This window comes from Streptomyces sp. NPDC005374 (genome assembly GCF_042872225.1).
In the GTDB taxonomy this organism is placed as follows: Bacteria; Actinomycetota; Actinomycetes; order Streptomycetales; family Streptomycetaceae; genus Streptomyces.
Genome location: NZ_JBIAKA010000010.1, coordinates 197478 through 215815, shown reverse-complemented (window position 1 = coordinate 215815; position 18338 = coordinate 197478). Strand labels below are relative to the sequence as shown.

16 protein-coding genes and 1 pseudogene are annotated in these 18338 nt (G+C 69.2%); 7 read left to right on the top strand and 10 right to left on the bottom strand.

All coding sequences use genetic code 11. The features are described 5' to 3' along the window. Positions 1-34: 34 nt before the first annotated feature. Positions 35-850: an oxidoreductase gene (locus ACFYRX_RS26140; RefSeq protein ID WP_389104214.1), complete on the bottom strand. Its 816-nt coding sequence runs from the start codon at positions 848-850 to the stop codon at positions 35-37. A gap of 139 nt (positions 851-989) precedes the next feature. Here ACFYRX_RS26140 and ACFYRX_RS26135 point away from each other — a divergent pair, with 139 nt between their 5' ends. The 3 genes from ACFYRX_RS26135 (at position 990) to ACFYRX_RS26125 (ending at position 2976) form a co-directional block, all read left to right on the top strand. After that, positions 990-1613 carry a TetR/AcrR family transcriptional regulator gene (locus tag ACFYRX_RS26135; protein ID WP_389104211.1) on the top strand — a complete coding sequence of 208 codons (624 nt, stop codon included), beginning with the start codon at positions 990-992 and terminating at the stop codon, positions 1611-1613. Between the two features lie 198 nt (positions 1614-1811). Beyond that, positions 1812-2582 (top strand): methyltransferase domain-containing protein, encoded by a 771-nt coding sequence (locus ACFYRX_RS26130; RefSeq protein ID WP_389104208.1) that lies wholly within the window; start codon positions 1812-1814, stop codon positions 2580-2582. A 223-nt stretch (positions 2583-2805) separates the two neighbouring features. After that, positions 2806-2976, top strand: a complete 171-nt coding sequence (locus ACFYRX_RS26125) for a hypothetical protein (protein ID WP_389104205.1) — start codon at positions 2806-2808, stop codon at positions 2974-2976. 542 nt (positions 2977-3518) lie between these two features. Here the strand turns inward: ACFYRX_RS26125 and ACFYRX_RS26120 are convergent. The 3 genes from ACFYRX_RS26120 to ACFYRX_RS26110 all read right to left on the bottom strand — a co-directional run bounded on the left by ACFYRX_RS26120 (position 3519) and on the right by ACFYRX_RS26110 (position 7198). Next, positions 3519-4526, bottom strand: coding sequence for an NAD(P)H-binding protein (locus ACFYRX_RS26120; RefSeq protein ID WP_389104202.1), 1008 nt, complete (start codon positions 4524-4526; stop codon positions 3519-3521). Positions 4527-4896: 370 nt separating this feature from the next. Beyond that, entirely contained in the window at positions 4897-5832 is a 936-nt protein-coding gene (locus tag ACFYRX_RS26115; RefSeq protein ID WP_389104199.1) for an alpha/beta fold hydrolase, read from the bottom strand. A gap of 124 nt (positions 5833-5956) precedes the next feature. Beyond that, entirely contained in the window at positions 5957-7198 is a 1242-nt protein-coding gene (locus tag ACFYRX_RS26110; protein WP_389104196.1) for an FAD-dependent monooxygenase, read from the bottom strand. 276 nt (positions 7199-7474) lie between these two features. Here ACFYRX_RS26110 and ACFYRX_RS26105 point away from each other — a divergent pair, with 276 nt between their 5' ends. Further along, positions 7475-8098 (top strand): TetR/AcrR family transcriptional regulator, encoded by a 624-nt coding sequence (locus tag ACFYRX_RS26105; RefSeq protein WP_389104193.1) that lies wholly within the window; start codon positions 7475-7477, stop codon positions 8096-8098. A 206-nt stretch (positions 8099-8304) separates the two neighbouring features. Here the strand turns inward: ACFYRX_RS26105 and ACFYRX_RS26100 are convergent. Then, positions 8305-8651: pseudogene (locus ACFYRX_RS26100) on the bottom strand (3-oxoacid CoA-transferase subunit A); the annotation flags it as partial. A gap of 307 nt (positions 8652-8958) precedes the next feature. Here ACFYRX_RS26100 and ACFYRX_RS26095 point away from each other — a divergent pair. Continuing rightward, complete coding sequence (locus ACFYRX_RS26095) at positions 8959-9555, top strand: CGNR zinc finger domain-containing protein (RefSeq protein ID WP_389104190.1); 597 nt, start codon at positions 8959-8961, stop codon at positions 9553-9555. 35 nt (positions 9556-9590) lie between these two features. Here ACFYRX_RS26095 and ACFYRX_RS26090 read toward each other — a convergent pair whose 3' ends face one another. Further along, a complete protein-coding gene (locus tag ACFYRX_RS26090) occupies positions 9591-10439 on the bottom strand; it encodes an MBL fold metallo-hydrolase (RefSeq protein ID WP_389104187.1) in 849 nt (282 codons plus the stop codon). Positions 10440-10660: 221 nt separating this feature from the next. Here ACFYRX_RS26090 and ACFYRX_RS26085 point away from each other — a divergent pair, with 221 nt between their 5' ends. Next, positions 10661-11836: an alpha/beta fold hydrolase gene (locus tag ACFYRX_RS26085; protein WP_389104183.1), complete on the top strand. Its 1176-nt coding sequence runs from the start codon at positions 10661-10663 to the stop codon at positions 11834-11836. A gap of 2 nt (positions 11837-11838) precedes the next feature. Next, a complete protein-coding gene (locus tag ACFYRX_RS26080; protein WP_389104180.1) occupies positions 11839-12756 on the top strand; it encodes an alpha/beta hydrolase in 918 nt (305 codons plus the stop codon). 309 nt (positions 12757-13065) lie between these two features. On the opposite strand, the gene ACFYRX_RS26075 is transcribed toward ACFYRX_RS26080, so the two are convergent. The 4 genes from ACFYRX_RS26075 to ACFYRX_RS26060 all read right to left on the bottom strand — a co-directional run bounded on the left by ACFYRX_RS26075 (position 13066) and on the right by ACFYRX_RS26060 (position 18254). After that, positions 13066-14688: a CocE/NonD family hydrolase gene (locus ACFYRX_RS26075; protein ID WP_389104178.1), complete on the bottom strand. Its 1623-nt coding sequence runs from the start codon at positions 14686-14688 to the stop codon at positions 13066-13068. 263 nt (positions 14689-14951) lie between these two features. Continuing rightward, positions 14952-16106 carry a serine hydrolase domain-containing protein gene (locus tag ACFYRX_RS26070; RefSeq protein ID WP_389104175.1) on the bottom strand — a complete coding sequence of 385 codons (1155 nt, stop codon included), beginning with the start codon at positions 16104-16106 and terminating at the stop codon, positions 14952-14954. Between the two features lie 74 nt (positions 16107-16180). Then, a complete protein-coding gene (locus ACFYRX_RS26065) occupies positions 16181-17128 on the bottom strand; it encodes a glycosyl hydrolase family 32 (protein ID WP_389104172.1) in 948 nt (315 codons plus the stop codon). A 100-nt stretch (positions 17129-17228) separates the two neighbouring features. After that, positions 17229-18254, bottom strand: a complete 1026-nt coding sequence (locus ACFYRX_RS26060; RefSeq protein ID WP_389104169.1) for a LacI family DNA-binding transcriptional regulator — start codon at positions 18252-18254, stop codon at positions 17229-17231. Between the last annotated feature and the right edge of the window lie 84 nt (positions 18255-18338).

The following is an 18338-nucleotide window of genomic DNA, read 5'->3' as shown; positions in this document are numbered from 1 at the left end:
TGCGTCTCCTCGGGCGCCGCCCCGTACTGCGGGGTCAGCCGGCCAGTCGGTTGAGCTTGCGGATCTGTCCGTCGAAGGCGCTCGAGGGCACGATCCGGCGCAGGAGGCTGACGCGTTTGGCCATCGGGCCGGCGGTGTACCGGAGCTTGGGCCTGGAATCGGTGGCGGCCGCGACGATCACCTTCGCGACGACGTCCGGGCCGTCGGCGTTGCGCACGGCCGTGGCCACCACGTCTCGGGAGACCTCCCGCTGTGCGGCGTAGACCGGCAGGGGCGAGTCGGGTGCCATGCTGCTCGCCTCGAAACTCGTGCTGGTGTAGGCCGGTTCGACCAGCAGCATCCGGACGCCGTACTCGCGAAGCTCGTGGTCGACGGACTCGGAGTAGCCCTCGACCGCATGCTTGGTGGCGGCGTAGACGGCCATGAAGGGGGCGGGGATCAGACCGAGTACCGAGGAGACGTTGATCACGCGACCACTGCCCTGGGCGCGCATGTGGGGCAGGACCGCGTTGGCCATCCGCATCACGCCGAAGACGTTGATGTCGAAGACCTCCTTGGCCTGGCTGATCGAGCTCTCCTCGCCGGCGCCGACCGCGCCCACGCCTGCGTTGTTGACCAGGACGTCGATCCGGCCGAACCGATCGATCACCTCCCCGACCAGCGAGCGGACCGACTTGTCGTAGGCCACGTCGAGATCGAGGAACGTCACCCCGGCGAGCGGCTCGGCCTTCGCCGCGTTGAGGCTCGTGCCGACCACCGTGAAGCCGGCGCCCACGAGAGCGAGCGCCGCCGCCCGCCCGATCCCGGAGGAGGCGCCCGTCACGAGGGCCACTCGGTGAGCTGTCTGCATGGTGGTTCCTTGGGTTGTGGGCATGGCTTCGTCGGGCGCTGTCCGGTGGGTTCAGGACGGTTGTTTACTGAACAGTCCGGAACCTACGCAGTTCTGTACTGACTTGTCAAGAAGGGTGGGTCGGCTTTACCGTCTTTGTATGGCCAGACCACGAAGCTTTGACCGCGACCACGTCCTGCATGCCGCCGAGCGGCAGTTCCGGACCTCGGGCTACAACGGCACGAGCGTCGACGACATCAGCGCCGCCACCGGCCTGGGCCGCGGCAGCCTCTACGGCGCGTTCGACGGCAAGCACGGCGTGCTGCTGGAAGCGATGTCCGGCTACTTCGGTCGGCTGGCGCAGGGTCCGCGGAAGATGCTCGACGGACCGGACGAGGGCGCCCTGGAACGACTGCACGCATACCTGCTCCGCGCCGTCCACGGGGTGCCACTCGCCCCCGACGTAGCCCCCGCCTCCGACCGTGCGGGGGCGGCCTGCTTCGCCGCCAAGATGGCCCTGGAGATCGGCGCCTCCGACCCCGAGGTGAAACGCCTGGCCAGCGAGTGCTTCTCCGTGGTCCGGGCGGCGGTGGCCGAGTGCGTGCGAGCGGCGCAGCGCAACGGCGACATCGACCCCGACGCGGATCCCGACGACCTCGCGTACCTGCTGCTGACCGTCATCCGCGGCAGCGATGTCGTGGGAGCGTACGGCCACAGCCCCGAGCGCCTGACCTCGATAGCGGAGAGCGCGTTCGCCCTGCTGCCTCGCCCGCACCACCACTGACAAGGGCACGGCGCCGTCCGCGCCGTAGCGACGGCGTCAGCCTGCGTCCCGTACGGGGTGCAGCAGGCCCATCAACTCCCAATACCGCAGGACGTGAGTGCGAGACCCAACCGTGCCGCAAGAGCGCCGATGCTCATCGCGCTCGCGCCGTTGTCTCCGCTCGACTTCATGTTGACATCAAGTCGGAGCCTGGCGTCCATGTCCAAGAACCAGGAAGCTGTGGAAAAGCACCGAGACACCGAGGCCATGCTGGCCCTCCTCGACGCGATGGACCAGATGGCGAGCGCAAGCCTGCTGCGGGCCCGCTCCTATGAACTGTTGTCTCTTGTCCCGGGCTCGTCCGTCGTGGACATCGGCTGCGGTGCCGGGAGGGCCGTCGCCGAGCTGGCCGAGCGTGGCGTCCACGCGGTGGGCGTGGATCCCGATCCGTGGATTCTGGCCGCGGCCCGGGAGCGGTGGCCGGGGGCCGAGTTCCGGGAGGCGGGGGCGGAGGATCTGCCGTTCGCCGACGGAAGTGTGCGCGGCTATCGTGCCGACAAGGTCTTCCAATTTCTTCAGGAGCCGTGGCGCGCGGTGGCGGAAGCGCGGCGCGTCCTCTGCCCGGGCGGCAGGATCGTCCTGGTCGGGCAGGACTGGGACGCCATCATGGTCGACTCTGACGATGCGGCGCTGACCCGCACGATCGTGCACGCCCGTGCCGACCTCCTGGGCACGCCCCGCGCCGGCCGCCAGTACCGCAACCTGCTCCTGGACGGCGGCTTCAACGACGTCACCGTCGAGGTGCACACGAGCGTGTTCACCGATCCCGCGATGCTGTCGTTGGCCACCATGCTCTCCGAGGGGGCCCGCACGAGCGGTGCGGTCGGCCGTGGCCAGGCCGATGAGTGGGTCGCCGAACAGCGCCGACGCGCCGAGGCCGGCCGCTTCCTCATCGCCATTCCGTTCTTCGTGGCTGCCGCCTCCGCCTAGAGAGCAGATGGAGCACGGGCTGCGGGAATCCGCTTGACCGGGGAACGGTGACCACGCCTGTCAGGCACTCGTGGCCGATACGGGTTTCCTTGGCCGGCTGGGGGGGGTGGCCCCCTTCCGTGCGAGACGCGAGACCCTGAACACCTGGGCCGTCATCACCCTCATGCCCAGACGCCCCGGCAGCGGGACAGCATGACCAAGCCAGAGGTGTCGGCTGACCGGCTTGACGGTCAGGTTGAAGCGCTGTTTCGCCCAGTCGACGAGCTTTCCGGTGTATGCGGGCGAGGGCGGCGAGGGCCGGGACGAGCCGATGCCCGAGGAGAACGCGGCGATCGTCACCAGCCTCGTCGAACGGCCGGTCAGCTCGGCGAGTTCACGGCGGGCCTCCGCCTGATCGTCGAGTACGACGGCGACGATCCCGATCCGCACGAGCAGTGGCGCGACCTGGCGTCCGCGCCGGTCGCCGACGACGAGTACCGCGTGGTCACCCCGGCCGACTGGTCACCGTCGCCCCGCGCCGGCAAACCCGGGTGGACCTCACCGGGCCCGGAAGCGGCACCACCGACGCGGTGGGCACGGTCGTTGAACAGACCGAGGACCAGGCGAACGACGTCGCGGCCGCGCTGCTCGCGCATGCCCGACGCCCAGGGGATCACGCGTGATCCCCTGGGCGTCACACCGTGCGAAGGGCCCCGGGGCACTTTGAGCCGAACGCCCTGCACAGATCGGCCCGTTCGGCCGAACACCCGATCCCCGCGAGGACGAGGGCCACGACGAATCCCACGAGGAAGATCCGGCTCCGAAAGTCACTCAGTGGTTACTTGCCACCTGGTTCGCCGCTCGTCAACAGCGCCCCGTGTTCGCCCGCCCCGACGTCTGAGAGCCACCCCTCAGGCTGAGGACTCCGGTGTGGCGTCATGTTCTGTTCCGGAGCGCTCAGTTGTTCGGGGCACCCACCAGTTCGCGCAGGCGAGTGTTGTTCTGCAGCACCCACCGCAGGGTCCGCGGCGGGCGCCCGAGCAGGGTTTCCAGTTGGTCGGAGACTTCGTCGTACCGCCCGGTGGCGATCAGACTGGTCTGGATCCTCAGGTGCGCCGCCACGTGCCGGGCCGTACCCGGATCGCCCAGGTCCTTCTGCAGGGCGGTCTCGTCGAGGAAGGTATCTTGCCAGGCCTCCAATTCCTCAGGGATGTAGACGACCTCGCGTTCCAGCACGGCTGCGTAGTCCTCAGCGAACCCGTACATGTCCTTCAGCTCCGGGCCGGTGAGCGTGTAGGACTTCGAGATGTGCGGTGCGGGGTCGACCAGCACCTTCACGCACACCTCTGCCACGTCGTGCACGGCGATGGGCGCAAGCCGCTGGTTGCCGAAGGGCAGGCGCAGTTCACCGTTGCTCAGCGGGCCCGCCAGCATCCAGGTCAGATGGGGGTTCTCGGCGAACAGGGTCGCACGCACGTTGACGGTCGGGAGGCCGGACCACTCCAGCACCCGCTCGCAGACCCAGTGCGCCCGCTGCTGCGGTGAAAAGTCCGTGACCAGGCCGCCGAGCCATGAACGCCGCTCCTCATCCGGTGCGGTCATCTTCTCGAACGTCATGTACGACTGCTCTTGGTTGGACATGTGCACGAAGGCCTCGATGTCGCCCTGGGCTCGCGCCGCCGTGGCCATCAAGGTGAGGGCATCGACGTAGTACGGCTGCGGGGTCATGCTGAAGTAGATGCGCTTGACACCCTTCAGTGCGGCGGCCACGTCCGCGAGCTTGAACAGGTCGCCGACGAAGACCTCGGCCCCGGCCTCGCGCAGCGTCTGCGCGCGTTCGTCGTCCCGTCGCACGAACGCGCGCACCGGGTGGCCCTGTTCGAGCAGCATGTCGATCATCACCCTGCTCACGCCACCGACATGACCGCCGGCACCGGTGATCAGAATGGGATTGCGCTCCGACATTGTTGTGTCCTCCATCTGGTGGGGGTGGGTCGGCCGTTCAGGAAGCCGAAGATGTGAAGTCGTCCCAGACGGCGAGGAAGTCGAGGAGTGTGGCATTGACCTCGGCGCGACGCTCCTGCTGCCTGCTCGCTGGGCATGACTGAAAGCCGTCTGGAATCTGAGGGGTTTCCTCGCCGGTGAAGGTGAGGCGAGTGGGTGGCGGGCTGGGATCTCAGGGCTTCGAGATCATCGTGTGGCCGCTTTGGGGCTTGCCTCGGCGGTCTTCTGGAGGGCCGCGTCGGTGTCCGCGATGGCCAGCGTCTTGTTGATGTCGGCGCCGGCCAGTGCGCCGCCCGCTGCGGAGGCCCCGACCTGGGCGGGCGGAGGAGGGTCAGCTGTTCAGGAAGCCGAGGATGTGGTCGGCGACCGTCGTGGGCTGTTCGACGTGCGGGAAGTGCCCCACGCCGGGTATGACGATGCGTTCGAGGCCGTTCGTGAACAGGTCGTCCATGCCGTCGCTCAACTCCACGGAAAAGCAGTTGTCGTCGGCACCGTGGAGGTAGAGCGACGGGACGGTGAGGGCGCCGAAGGCCCGGGCTTGCAGGGATTGGGTCGCCTCGTCCGCGGGGGGCGTGAACAACTGGCGGTAGTAGCCCAGGACCTCGGTCAGGACCCCTGGAGCACCCAGGGTTTCCTTGAGCGCGGCACGCTCCGCGTCCGGCAGCTCGTAGCCGGGTGACCATTCCCGCCAGAGCCGGTCGATGAAGGCGAAGTCGTCGTGTGCGACGGCCGCCTCCGCCAGGGCTGTCTGGAAGAAGAACATGTACCAGCTGCGTCTCTGCTGGTCACCGTCGGTGACCAACGCGTTCAGCAGTTGACGGCCATGGGGAGCCGCCACGGTGACAAGCTTGCGGACACGCCTCGCGTCGAGGCTCGCAGCCCCGTACGCCGCCGCGGCTCCGAAGTCGTGGCCGATGAGATCCGCCTGCTCGCGCCCGAGCGCTTCGATCAGGGTCAGGACGTCCTGGCCGGTCGAGGCAACGCGGTAGGAGCCGTCGGGGGCCGCGCCGCCGGGCCAGTATCCGCGCTGTGCGGGCGCGACCGCCCAGTACCCTTCCTGCGCAAGGCGGTCGAGGACCGCTGCCCAGCTGGCGGCATGATCGGGAAACCCGTGGAGGCACACCACGAGCGGCCCGCTGCCGGCCTCAAGGATCGGAACCTCCAGTCCGCCTGCCTGAACCGTCCGATGCCGGACGCGGTCGCTCGCCTGGGACCCTCTGGCCGGGGAGTCCTCGCCAAAGGGCGGTCGCTGGGTCATCTGTGTCATGAGTTCAACCCCCAAGCCGCCTTCGCGGCGTCGCGGCCCGGCAAGCCCGGACCAAGTAGCAAATAAGCGGCGAGTTGCGGGCCCGGACGACCTCGTTCTCCCGCTCGTGTTCGAGAAACTCCACTCACGCTGCAGCGGCGGCGATATCCAGACTTTTCATCCGCGCCCTGTTGGCCATCACCTTGGCGAGCAGCCGGCCGGCGATCGGCATCCGGGCGACGCGGATCATCACGGACCGAAGCAGCAACTCGGCGCGGTTGCCCGGGGTGAGGAAAGCGCGCATGCTCACAGCGTTGCCGAGGTGGTGGGCGATGAACGGGCGCAGGTGGTCCTCCCAGTCCTGCAGCGCTCGTGGCACGTCGTGGGGGTGGCGTTCCAGCATGGTGCCGAGCAGGTCCGCCCCGGCCAGGCCGGTGGATGCCCCCATGGCGGAGTAAACGGTCAGGCACCACGCGGCGTCGCCGACGAGCACGACCCGGCCGCGGTGCCAGTGGTCGAGGTGCACCTGCTCGGCGGAGTCGAACAGGTGGTCCGGGGCCTTCTCGAACTGGTCGAGCAGCCAACCGAGCGTGGAACCGGTGGGCTCGGGGCCGTAGGCGGCGCGCAGCGAGTCGATGGCCGGCCGGGTGAACTCGGCGTCCACGTCGTCGGTGCGGTAGGAGAACAGCACCGACGGCGGACGGTTGGCGAACGGGAACACCCACACCGATCGTCCCGCCTCGGCCATGGTCAGCCCGTCATGTGGGCGGTAGCCGGGTATCGGCTCGGGCAGGCTGTACACGGCCATCATGTAGTTCAGCCGACGGATCGGGCTCTGCTCGGGCTCGAACGCAAGCCGGCGCACCGTCGAGCGCAGTCCGTCTGCCCCGACCACCAGGTCGAACCGTTCGACGGTCGTCGTCTGCGTCGTCAGGTCGCGGATCTCGACGTCCACCCCGTCGGGGTACTGGTCCACCGCGACCGGCACGTTCGAGTGCCGGATCTCGACCTCGTCGGGCAGGGCGGTGAAGGCCGCTTCTTCGACGTCGCCCCGCACCACCAGTCGAGACCCGGGGAACACATCGGCGTAGCTCACACCGAGGCGGCGCCGGCCCGTGCGGGCGACGTCGTAGTTCACGCCATCCGGAGCGAGGCGATCCGGCACCGCATCGGCGAAGCCCAGCCGTTCGGCGGCGGCGAGCCCGGTCCCGAACACGGCGATGAAGTATCCGCCGCGGCGCCGCTCGGGGGCCTTCTCCAGCACCACCACGTCCCAGCCCGCGCGATGCAGTCGCAGCGCGGAGGCGGTTCCGCTGATCCCGAGGCCGACCACCAGGGCCCGCTGTCGCGATGTCGTGTTCTTGTCCACGGGATTGCGCTCCGACATTGTCGCGTTCTCCATCTGGTGGGGGGGTGGGGGCGGCCGTTCAGGAAGCCGAGGATGTGGAGTCGTCGAGGCGGGCGAGGACGTCGAGGAGCGGGGCGTTGCCTCAGCGGGACGCTCCTGCTGCAACCTCCAAACCGCCTTCGCGGCGTCACGGTCCCGCGTGCCCGGACCAAGCCAGTCTGGTGAGCTCAGCAGGGTTGTTTACTGAACAGTCCGAAACCTAGATAGTTCTGTACTGGGTTGTCAAATACGCTGCGTCGGCTTTACCTTCGGCGCATGGCCAGACCACGCAGCTTCGACCGCGACCACGTCCTGCATGCCGCCGAGCGGCAGTTCCGGACCTCGGGCTACAACGGCACGAGCGTCGACGACATCAGCGCCGCCACCGGCCTGGGCCGCGGCAGCCTCTACGGCGCGTTCGACGGCAAGCACGGCGTGCTGCTGGAGGCGATGACCGGCTACTTCACCCGGCTGGGGCAGTTTGCGCCGAAGGCGCTCGCCGGACCGGACGAGGGCGCCCTGGAACGACTGCACCAGTACTTGCTCCGCGCCGTCCACGGGGTGCCACTCGCCCCCGACGTAGCCCCCGCCCCCGACCGGGCGGGGGCGGCCTGCTTCGCCGCCAAGATGGCCCTGGAGATCGGCGCCTCCGACCCCGAGGTGAAACGCCTGGCCAGCGAGTGCTTCTCCGTGGTCCGGGCGGCGGTGGCCGAGTGCGTGCGAGCGGCACAGCGCAACGGCGACATCGACCCCGACCCGGACCCCGACGACCTCGCGTACCTGCTGCTGACCGTCATCCGCGGCAGCGATGTCGTAGGCGCCAACGGCCACAGCCCCGACCGCCTGACCTCAATCGCGGAGAGCGCGTTCGCCCTGCTGCCTCGTCCGCGCCGCACCTGAGAAGGACACGGCCGGGCTCGCTGCACAGACATCCGATGCGGTCGGCCCACTTCGACGCCGCGAAGACACGGCCCGCAGGTTCACGCGCCACCGGGCGGTCGCCTTGGGCGGTCGGCGAAGAACTGCGCTCGATTCCAGCAGCGTCACCCGGCGCTCGCGGCACACAGGCGCTCACGGTCTGCCAGCAGCTGTCCGCTGTGGGGACCTCCCCCTTGCGTCGCATCCTGTTGTCGGGACCTCCTGGCCTGCGGCACGAGCTCCAGTTCAATGTCTCCCGCGAGCTAGAGGCCGTCGAACACCCACGAGTCGCTCTGCCTCGGGAACGAGCAGATGATCTTCCGTACCCGTCGCGCCGCGAGAAGCGCGGCAAGACCCGCGTCGCCGTTGCCCGCGTTGTTGTTGACGACGGTCAGATCACGTGCGCCATGGGAGATGAGCGCGTCAATCAGCTCCACCGGCTGGCCCGCACGGCCCGAATCCACCAATCATCACGGTGGCCGTCACGGATGCCCGAGACGGCAGTCGCGGTGTCCTCGACGGTCTTGTCGATCATTGTTCCTCCACGCGTTCAGGCATCGCGCGACCTCTCCAGCGATTTCACATGACCGGCCCCCGTGGTGACGGGTGCACGACGATCGGCACCATTCGACGCAGGCATAGCTACTATGCTTACGTCATATCACATCATGGTCGCCTCGGTCAGGCGCGATGAGCGTGGAGTGCAGCGCACCGGCCTTACGGTGACCACGTGGTACCGCGCAATCTCCGGTGCGACGAACGGGCGGCGTCACCGTTAGGGTCTTTTCGGTGGCGACCCCGCTCTCCTCGCCAATGAAGACTGGAGCTAATAAGCTATGCCTATGTCTGAACTCGCGAGCGAGCGCTACACCGACCGCATCGCCACCGGACCGCTCGTCCTCGTCCAGGAGGTCTTGAACACCCGCGCCGCCGGCAAACCCGCGCTCGAGGACCTGCTCTCGACGCCCGATTCCGCGACGTCGTGGCTCTCCGGCGCACTGAACGAATGGAGTCGACGTACCGGGGCGGAGGCGGCGCCGGCGGTCGAGGTCGACGAGCCGGGGCTGATGCGGCTTCAGCAGCTACGCGCGTCACTGCAGATGACGCTGTCGGGTGCGGTGCGTGACGCTCCGGTCCGGTCCGCGCCGAAGGGGGTGAGCGGCGCGCTTGAGGTGCGGATCGACGCCGACGGCGTCTTCTCGGTGGCGCCGCGCGGCAAGGACGTCGGGTGGGTCGCCGCGGCCGTGCTCAACGAGATCACGAACGCTCAGCTGACGGGTACGTGGCGTCGTTTGAAGATGTGCCGTAACCGGGTCTGCTCGGTTGCGTTCTACGACGGCACGAACCCCAACAACGGCGTCTGGCACGACGTACGCATTTGCGGTAACGCCGTGAACCTTCGGGCCTCGCGGGCCCGCCGGGCGGCCGCGAGCGCGTAGCGCGCCGCAGGCCTCCCGACCGCCGCTCGGACTACTCAGCCTTTGGCTGCCCGGCAGGAGCCCCACAGCGCACCGGGATTGATGCGCGACGGGTGGCGCTCCAGCATGTACTCGTAGAGTTCGAGGGTGCTGCCGGTGCGGCGCACCCCGGTGTTGAAATCGAGGATGTAGCGGCGGGTCTCCTCGATGTGACGGGGATCGTCATCGGCGGCCGGATCCTTGTGGCCCGCGACTATCGCGGTCGGCGCCAGCGCCTCGACCGTGTCGAGGGCCCTCAGCCACTCGTCCCGTCCCTCCGCGTCCGAGGCGGCGAGCATGAGGTGCACGTTGTTGTAGATCACGTCGCCCGCGACGACCAGCCCCAGGTCGGGCACGTGCAGGCAGGTGGTGTTGTCGCTGTCGGTGTGCCCCAGGCGGACCGGGCGAATCTCCGCCCCGCCCACGGTCAGGACGTCACCCTCCAGCGGTTCGGCGAGCACGAGTCGCTCAGGGATCTGCCCGGGGAACCATGCGCGCCAGACCGCCTTGAGGACCTCGGGCGAGGACTGGTACGCCATGTCCTCGACGACCTCGGGCAACGCGAAGGCGCGCGCACCCGGGTACTGCTCCAGAACGGCTCCGAGGCCGAACCAGTGGTCCCCGTGGCCGTGTGTGACGTACACGCTCGTCACCGGGGCGTCGCGCTCACCGAGCCAGCGGAGCAGGCCCTCGGACTGCGCGGTCGTGAAGAGCGGATCCACCAGGAGCGCCTCTCCCCCGTTCGAGATGAGGATGCTCGACGTCGGTGACCAGGCACGCTCGGTCTGATCGGGCGGCACGTCGGCGTTGGTGGTCGGCATGCCGCCCGCGATGTGCACGGCGTAGGACAAGGCGTTCGACGTCATGGGTGGACTCCTCGGATTCTCGGGTGGTCACTTCCGCTCCGGCCGGAACGCGGCGGACGCCGGGAGGGACCGGCCCTCGTCGCCTCGATCTCAGAGCGATGACATTGACATAAGCATAGCCCTCATGCTTACGTCATACTGCTCGCGTCGGCCGAGAATCCCGAGAGCCACCGGCTCCGATTCCGTCGCCGCAAGAGAGCGATCGTCAAAGGAGACACGAGATGAACAGCCCAGCGACGCAGGCGCCGACCGCGGTGCTCGTCCACGGATATCTGGACGACGGCCCCATCTGGAGCAGTGTCCGCGCTGTCCTCGACGAGCAGTCGATCCCGTCGATCGCGTTCGAGCTCGCCGGCATGGGTGGGCGTGCCTCGGACCAAGGGCCGTTCACCCTCGCCCGCTGGGCCGACGATCTCGAGAGCCTCGTACGCGCGACGGAGGGCCCCGTCGTGCTGGTGGGCCACAGCATGGGAGGCCAGATCGCCGAGCTCGTCGCCACTCGCCTGCCCGAGCAGGTGCGTTCGCTCGTCCTGGTCAACCCGATCCCGCTGGCCGGTACTCACCTTCCGCCGGAGCAGCTCGCTCCCTTCCAGGCACCAGATCTCGGACTCGACGCGCAGCGCGCCTTCCGCGGTGCGCTCGCCACCGCTTTCCCGGCCGAGGAGAACGACCGGCTCGCCCAAGTCGCCCTGCACGTCGACCCGTCGACGATCTCCGACACGGCGACGGCATGGAACAACGGCCACCCGGACGGACAGCAGCCCAGCAAGTTCCACGGGAGCGTCACCGTCCTGCGCGGCGAGAACGACCCCTTCGTCACGGAAGAGATCGTCTCCGCGTATGTCGCGCCCCGCTTCCCCGGCGCCGCCACGCAGACGATCGTCGGCGCAGGTCACTGGGCGCACGCCGAGAACCCGGCGGCGGTCGCCGCTGTCATCACCACGGTCGTCGAGGAGAGCGCGTCGAACGCCGCCGACGGCCGCCCGGCCGAGGCCTGGACGAGCGCGTTCGAGCAGCGCACCGAGGATGCCTTCTCGGCGGCGCTCTCGCCGAACGTGCGGATGGAGGCGAGCGCGCTCGCCAAGCCGGTCGAGCGCAAGGAGCACGTCGAGGCCCTGATGGCCGCGGTGAGTTCCGTGTACGAACGGCTCGAGTTCGTCCGGAAGGCGCAGGACGGCCCGCGGACGTATCTGGAGTGGGAGGCCGCCGCGTTCGGTGGCTTCCAGATGAAGGGGATCACGATCCTCACGCGTGATGACGAAGGGCTCATCACGGAGATCGCCATTCACCACCGGCCCATCGGCGCCGTGCTGCAGATCAACGCGAAGGTCGGCGGACCCCTCGTCGAGGCCGGCCTCATCCCCGCCGAGTACTTCAACTTCACGGAAGGCGAATGACCATGACAGAACGTATCGACGTGGAGTTCACGGCAGACGGGGACGTGACGCTGCGCGGCTGGCTCTACCTGCCGGACGCCGAGGGCCCGCGCCCCGCGATCACGATGGCGCACGGATTCGGCGCCAACCGGGAGATGGGCCTCGACCCGTACGCGCGCAAGTTCGCCGACGCCGGGTTCGTGGTCCTCGTCCACGACCACCGCACGTTCGGCGCCAGCGACGGCGAACCCCGCAACGACGTCGACCCGTGGCGTCAGATCGCGGACTGGCGCCGCGCGATCAGCTTCCTGGAGGCCCGTCCGGAGGTCGACGCGGACCGCATCGGAGTGTGGGGTTCGAGCTTCTCGGGCGGCCATGCGATCGTGCTCGGCGCAACCGACGTGCGGATCAAGGCCGTGGTGTCGCAGGTGCCCACCATCAGCGGATTCGAGCAGTGGCAGCGCAAGGTCCCGCCGGAGCGCATCGCCGCCTTCGAGCTCGCCCAGGCCGACGCCGAACGCGCCCTGGCCGCCGGCGGTGAACTGCCGTACCAGACCTCCATCGGCGACGATCCCACCGACCCGGCCCTGTACAACAGCCCGGACGCCGTGCGCTTCTACCACGACCTGGTTCCCCCGGGCCGCGAGAACAACACGGTGACGCTGCGCTCCAGCAGGGCCGCGCGGCTGTACGAGCCGGGCGTATGGATCTCCCGGGTCTCGCCCAAGCCGCTCATGATGATCGTCGAGACCGGCGAGACGGTGGTCCCGGCCGACATCCAGCTCGCCGCCTTCGAGCGCGCGCTGGCCCCGAAGGAACTGGTGCTGCTGCCCGGCGGGCACTTCGACGCGTACAAGGTGCACTTCGAGGAATCCAGCGGGGCCGCGCTGTCCTGGTTCCAAACCCACCTCGACAAGGCCCCGGCCTCAACCGGCTCGTGAAACGGAGGCGGTTCCGGCTGCTGCTGGAACCGCCTCCCCAGACAGGTGACCGCTCCGTGTCACAGTCGGTTACACCACCGAGGGACGTCGTCTCGACGCGGTGCCCGCCGTCGACCGGGTCGTCGGGCAGCACGTGGCCGTCGGCCGTCATCTAGGCGAACGGCGAAGAGTGGTACCGGTGTTGCGGGCAACATCCACCAGCCGACACGCAGCGCACATGACCGCGCAGGCGCGAGAAACCACCCGCATCCGCCCTGTGTTGGCGAGCACGGCGCGACGGCCTGGCTGCCCGGCTCCCAGTTGGCACGACTATTCGTGCCCTGCGGAAAGCGTCGGCAGGATCACGCGGGACACCGAGCCGACGTCGTGGTGGATGGTGTGCGTGCAGGGCCGCAACTCGCTTCCGGTGCCGGGCAGTTCACCGGTGCCCTCGTTGCGTGAGTACCGCGGGTGGGAGCCGCCGGCGATCAGCAGACGGATCCGGTGGCCGGCCTTGACCTGGTGGGCGCAGGCGTCCAGCCGTACGCGCACGGTCTGCGCCTGGTCGATGGGCGAGGTGGGGTCCAGCCGAAGGAATCCTTCGGTGAAGTTGCGGGACACGCCCTTGGAGTCGACGTCGCAGAGCCGTACGAAGACGTCGGCGTGCGGGTTGCTCCTGGTGTGGGCGAGGTCGACGACGGGTGTGCCCATGATCTCCAGCGGGGCGGTCAGCGGGTCGGTGGTGAAGGTGAGTACATCGGAGCGGCTCTCCAGCTTCGCGTTGTCCTTGCTTCCGCTGTCGAGGGAGAGAAGGGGGCCGCCGAGGGTCGGGGTGGGGTTCGCCGGATCGTAGACATACGTGGATGGCGCACCACCGCTGGGCTCGTCGACCAGAAGTCCGCCCGGCTGCAGGTAATGCACGGTCTCGCCCGCCGCCGGTGGCCACTCGGCCAGGTGTCGCCAGGCGCCCTGTCCGGTGACGTACACCTCGACCGGGGGTATGGACCGTGGCTGGGCCGGCGCTTCGTCGGCGAGGTGTGTCTCCAGCCATTCCAGACTGCCGCGGAGCAGGTGCCCCATGCCCTTCAGGGCCAGTTCGTTGTGGGTCCAGGGGCCGACGGTGAGCGAGACGTCGACCCCGCGGGTACGCAGCGCCTGGTACTGGTGCAGGGTCTGGTCGAGGAAGAGGTCCTGCCAGCCTGCGGTGAGCCGCACCGGAACGTTCGCCCGCTGAAGAGCCTCGTCGAGCCTGAGCCGATCCCATACCGGGTCGTCGGAGTCGGGAGTCGTCAGCCATTCCCGAAGCCACGGCGCACGGTGCTCGGTCGCCGTGTCGGCCGCGTGGGCCAACGGGAGGGCGGCGAAGACCGGGGCCAGCCGTCGCTTCATCGTCAGCGCCCGGCCCGCGGCCCGCAGTCCGGTGAATCGCTCCTGGTTGATCAACATCGCTGCCCAGTGCAGGAAGTCGCCCACGTGGAACGCTCCGCCTCCGTGGACCGCCTCGTACATGTTGTGCGGGGCGACGGCGATCAAGCACGTACGCAGTTCAGGGGGCGGATCCATCAGCAGCGCCCACTGGGTCCAGCCCACGTACGAACCCCCGGAGGTCGCCAGCCGCCCGTCGAACCAGGGCTGGGTCCGCAGCCAGGCCACCGCGTCCTGGGCGTCGTCGGCCTCGTTCGCCATCGGGTAGAACTCTCCCGTGGAGCCGAACGTGCCGCGGCAGCTCTGGACCACGACGTGATACCCGCGGCCCGCGTAGACCCTCGCCTCCACGTCGCCGGGAAAGCCGCGCTCGTACGGAGTACGCACGAGGACCGTACCGTTCGGCCGGTCGGTGAGGGGGGCGTAGTGGTCCGTCACCAGATTGGCGCCGTCGCGTGTGGCCATCGGGAGGTTCCGCTCGACCCGGTAGCCGTATCGCGGGCCCGGCAACGCCAGCAGGCGAGCCATGACCCGGTCGGTGACGCGAGCGGCCAGGCTCGGCGGTGCTGAAGCGGTTTGAGGCGGAAGCGCGGTGGTCATTGCCTGGTTTCCGGTTCTTTCGGTGGACGGGTTCGGAACGTGATTCGTCGGCGCGCTGTGCTTGACGATGGCCGGCGCCTCGAGGGAGTCCGCTTTCAATCGGCTGCGCGTCGATCATCGGCCGTCGGCAGCGGATCCCGGCTTCCGGTCGCTGCCCGCAGGCCGTCGATCCTCATCGTGGCGAAGCCGGCTCAGAGGGCATTGCGGAGCGCGTCGAGGATGTCCAGGGTGCGGGTTTCCGCTGCTCCCTGCACGTCGTTGGTGACGAAGCCGAAACCGACTCCATGGGTCGGGTCGGCGAAGGCGAGCTGGCCGCCGGTGCCGTCATGGCCGAAGGACGACGAGGTCAGGAACGGGCGGTCGGGGCTGTCGAGCATGAAGCCCGTTCCCCAGCTGGGCTGGGGGATGCCCTGGAGGCCCAGGATCTGTGGCCCGGAGGACTGGACGCGCACCATGTCCGTCAGCACGTCCTCGGGGAGAGGCCGGGTCGCGCTCGTGGGCAGGATCGCCGAGGACCAGATCGCGGCGAGTGCCCGTGCGGTCGCGACTGCCCCGCCACCGGGGACTTCGGCGGCCTGGATGGCCGGATCGCTCAGGCCCGTGCCGTTCCCGGCAACAGTGCTGGGGAAAGCATCGCCGAGCGTGAAGGCCCTTCTCACGGGGTCGAACTCCGGTGTGAACGGCAACAAGTCGAGGTTGATCTCGGGGGCCATCGCGAGAACCGCCACCGACGCAAGCTCCTCCTGCGGCACGCCGAACCACGCCCGGGCGCCGAGCGGCCCGGTGACCAATTCTGTGAACGCCTCCCCCACGCTCTGTCCGGTGACACGGCGGACCACTTCGCCGACCAGCCAGCCGTAGGTGAGGGCGTGGTAGCCGTGACCGGTGCCGGGCTCCCACAGCGGCGCCTGGGCGGCGAGCTTGTCCACGACGGGATGCCAGGCGAGGACGTCGTCCCTCGTGATGTCCTCGGTCGGGTAGGACAGGCCGGCCTGGTGCGAGAGCAGCCACCGTACGGGGATGGTCTCCTTGCCGGCTTGGCCGAACTCGGGCCAGTAGGTGCTGGCCGGCAGGTCGAGGTCGATCTTTCCGGCTGCCACGAGCCGGGCGACGAGGAGGGCGAGGAGCCCTTTGCTGCAGGAGAACGTCACGGTGGGGGTGTCCGGGCCCCAGGCGCGGCCGTTGTCGGCGTCAGCCGCTCCGCCCCACAGATCGACCACCTTCTCACCGTCGACCATGACCGTCAGCGCCGCTCCGCCGCGTGAGCTGCGGGTCAGCTCCGCGGTGAAGGCGTCGGCGACCTTGCCGTAACCCGGGGCGACGAGACCGTCGTGATCAGCGTGCATATTGTCCCTCTCAAGGGTTCTGGGTCAGCACCCCGCAGGCAGGATGCACAGGGGTGAATGGATTTAGCAAGAGCTCAGGATTCGGAACTCACCACTCGTCCGACGATGCCGAGGCCTCCCTCGGGTGTGTAGCGAACTGGGATCGGGTCGGACAGCTCACCCGCGAACAGCCCGTCGCGCTCTTCGACGAAGCCCATGAGGTTCCAGCCCCCGGTCGCGTCCTGCACCAGGCGTGGTGCGTAGAGGTTGTCCAGCAGAACGGGCCGCGCCTGTGCCATGTCCCATGGGCCGGTGAGGGACGGGCCGGGCACCGCCCAGATCTGATGGGTCAGGGGGCGTTCGGCGTAGTTGCTGCAGAACAGCAGGAGGGGTTGGCCGTCGACGACGGCCACCTGCGGGACCTCCAGGTGCCCGAATCCGGCCGGTGTCGTCAGCGGCGGCCGCACCTGCCAGGTGAGCAGGTCCGGCGACCAGGCATGTCCGATCACTCCACCGCCGTGGGCGGGGCGCTGCTTGGCGTAGGCGGTGATGAGCATGTGCCAGCCGTCGCCGGACGGGTCGGGGAAGACGAAGGGGTCGCGCCAAGCCTCACCTGGCCACGCGGTGGCGTCGCAGTCCTCGTACCAAGCCGGATCGGGCTCCACGAGGGGTTTGTCGCCGTGCCGTCGCCAGACGCTCAGGTCGTCCGACACGGCCACGCCTATGCGCTGCACATGGCGGTCGGAGGCCTGGGTGAGACCGGTGTAGAAGAGGTACCACCGCCGGTCCGGGCCGCGGACCACGCTGCCGGTCCAGGTGGCGAGGTCGTCCCAGGCCGGCGCGTCGGCGGCCACGAGGGCGTCGGCGTCGAGTTCCCAGGTGTGCAGGTTGCTGGAGACGGCGTGCCCGATCGACGCCCGTCGGTGACGGCGTTCGGGATCGTGCAGGGCGCGGGAGGCGCGGAGGAAGAAGGCGTGGTGCCGGCCTTCGTCGTCCCGCGCGTACCAGCTGTCCCATACCCAGTGGTCGGCCAGACGCAGCATGCTTCGGTCTCCTCTGCTCAATCGATTTAGCATCATGCGCTGCTCTACGGCCCCCACGCAAGGGCCAGTTCGTCGCGCTGTTTCGGACCGGTGATGTCGGTCAGCGCGAGGGGGCGCCGATGGAACCGCGCTCCTGCAGGGGCATCGGCACCCACCGCACTCCCGGACCGGGATCCTCGTCGAGCAGCAGCCGCACGGCCAGTCGCCCCATGTCCTCGTGGGGCAGGGCGGCGGTGGTGAGCCCGGGGCGGAGCCAGGTGGCGATGGGATCGTCGTCGAAGGAGACGACCGAGATGTCGTCCGGGATGCTCAACCCCGCCTCGGCCACGGCCTGGTAGGCGCCGAGGGCCAGCCGGTCGTTCATGCAGATGACCCCTGTGGGTGGGTTGGCCCGCCCCAGCAGCGAGGTCATGGCCTCATATCCGTCCGAGGGTTCCCATTCGGCGGTGGACTCGGCGCCGACGAGCCTCAGGCGGCGGTCGGCGAGGGCTCGCCGTATGCCCTTGAGCCGTGGGCCGACGGCGAGTGACTTCCACGGGTCGCGCTCCTTTTCCTCCGTGCGCCCGATCACGGCGACTCTGCGGTGCCCGTGGTCGAGGAGTGCGGTGGCCACGGCGTGTCCCGCCTGCTCGTCGGCCGGCAGTACGGAGGGCACCGGGTCGTCCGAGGTGGCGTTGAGCAGGACCGTGGGCCGGCCCAAAATCTCCTGCGGAACGACGAGCCTACGGCTGTACATGGCGGCGTAGACGATGCCGTCGACCTGGCGGTCCAGCATCGCCTCGATCGCCTCCCGCTCGAGATCGGCGTTGCCCTGGGTCTCGGCGATGAGCAGCACATGGCCCTGTTCCCGTGCCGCGTCGAGAGCGCCCCGGATCATGTCCCCGGCGAAACGTGTGGTGGCGACCGTGTCCGACACGAAGGCGATCGTGGCGCTCTTGCGGGTACGGAGACTGCGGGCCGCGGCGTTGGGACGGTAGCCCAGTTCCTCGGCGGCTGCGAGAACACGCTGCTGCGCGTCCTCGGACAGCCGGGTCCCGGGCCGCTTGTTCAGCACCAGCGAGGCCGCGGTCGTGGACAGTCCCGCACGCCGGGCCACGTCGGCCAGTGTCACCCGCCGCTGGGGCATGGGCTCCTCCATGTGTGGCTCTCGTCGTCCGGTGCTCGGGCTCGGGAAGCATAGAACGGGGTCTTGACGAGGGGCCCGGTCGGG

Coding starts and splice junctions, on each gene's coding strand:
- ACFYRX_RS26090 (WP_389104187.1), bottom strand. CDS start 10,439: ATGACGTCGAACGCCTTGTCCTACGCCGTGCACATCGCGGGCGGCATG.
- ACFYRX_RS26085 (WP_389104183.1), top strand. CDS start 10,661: ATGAACAGCCCAGCGACGCAGGCGCCGACCGCGGTGCTCGTCCACGGA.
- ACFYRX_RS26080 (WP_389104180.1), top strand. CDS start 11,839: ATGACAGAACGTATCGACGTGGAGTTCACGGCAGACGGGGACGTGACG.
- ACFYRX_RS26065 (WP_389104172.1), bottom strand. CDS start 17,128: ATGCTGCGTCTGGCCGACCACTGGGTATGGGACAGCTGGTACGCGCGG.
- ACFYRX_RS26115 (WP_389104199.1), bottom strand. CDS start 5,832: ATGACACAGATGACCCAGCGACCGCCCTTTGGCGAGGACTCCCCGGCC.
- ACFYRX_RS26070 (WP_389104175.1), bottom strand. CDS start 16,106: ATGCACGCTGATCACGACGGTCTCGTCGCCCCGGGTTACGGCAAGGTC.
- ACFYRX_RS26120 (WP_389104202.1), bottom strand. CDS start 4,526: ATGTCGGAGCGCAATCCCATTCTGATCACCGGTGCCGGCGGTCATGTC.
- ACFYRX_RS26095 (WP_389104190.1), top strand. CDS start 8,959: ATGTCTGAACTCGCGAGCGAGCGCTACACCGACCGCATCGCCACCGGA.
- ACFYRX_RS26105 (WP_389104193.1), top strand. CDS start 7,475: ATGGCCAGACCACGCAGCTTCGACCGCGACCACGTCCTGCATGCCGCC.
- ACFYRX_RS26140 (WP_389104214.1), bottom strand. CDS start 850: ATGCAGACAGCTCACCGAGTGGCCCTCGTGACGGGCGCCTCCTCCGGG.
- ACFYRX_RS26130 (WP_389104208.1), top strand. CDS start 1,812: ATGTCCAAGAACCAGGAAGCTGTGGAAAAGCACCGAGACACCGAGGCC.
- ACFYRX_RS26075 (WP_389104178.1), bottom strand. CDS start 14,688: ATGGCTCGCCTGCTGGCGTTGCCGGGCCCGCGATACGGCTACCGGGTC.
- ACFYRX_RS26060 (WP_389104169.1), bottom strand. CDS start 18,254: ATGCCCCAGCGGCGGGTGACACTGGCCGACGTGGCCCGGCGTGCGGGA.
- ACFYRX_RS26135 (WP_389104211.1), top strand. CDS start 990: ATGGCCAGACCACGAAGCTTTGACCGCGACCACGTCCTGCATGCCGCC.
- ACFYRX_RS26110 (WP_389104196.1), bottom strand. CDS start 7,198: ATGTCGGAGCGCAATCCCGTGGACAAGAACACGACATCGCGACAGCGG.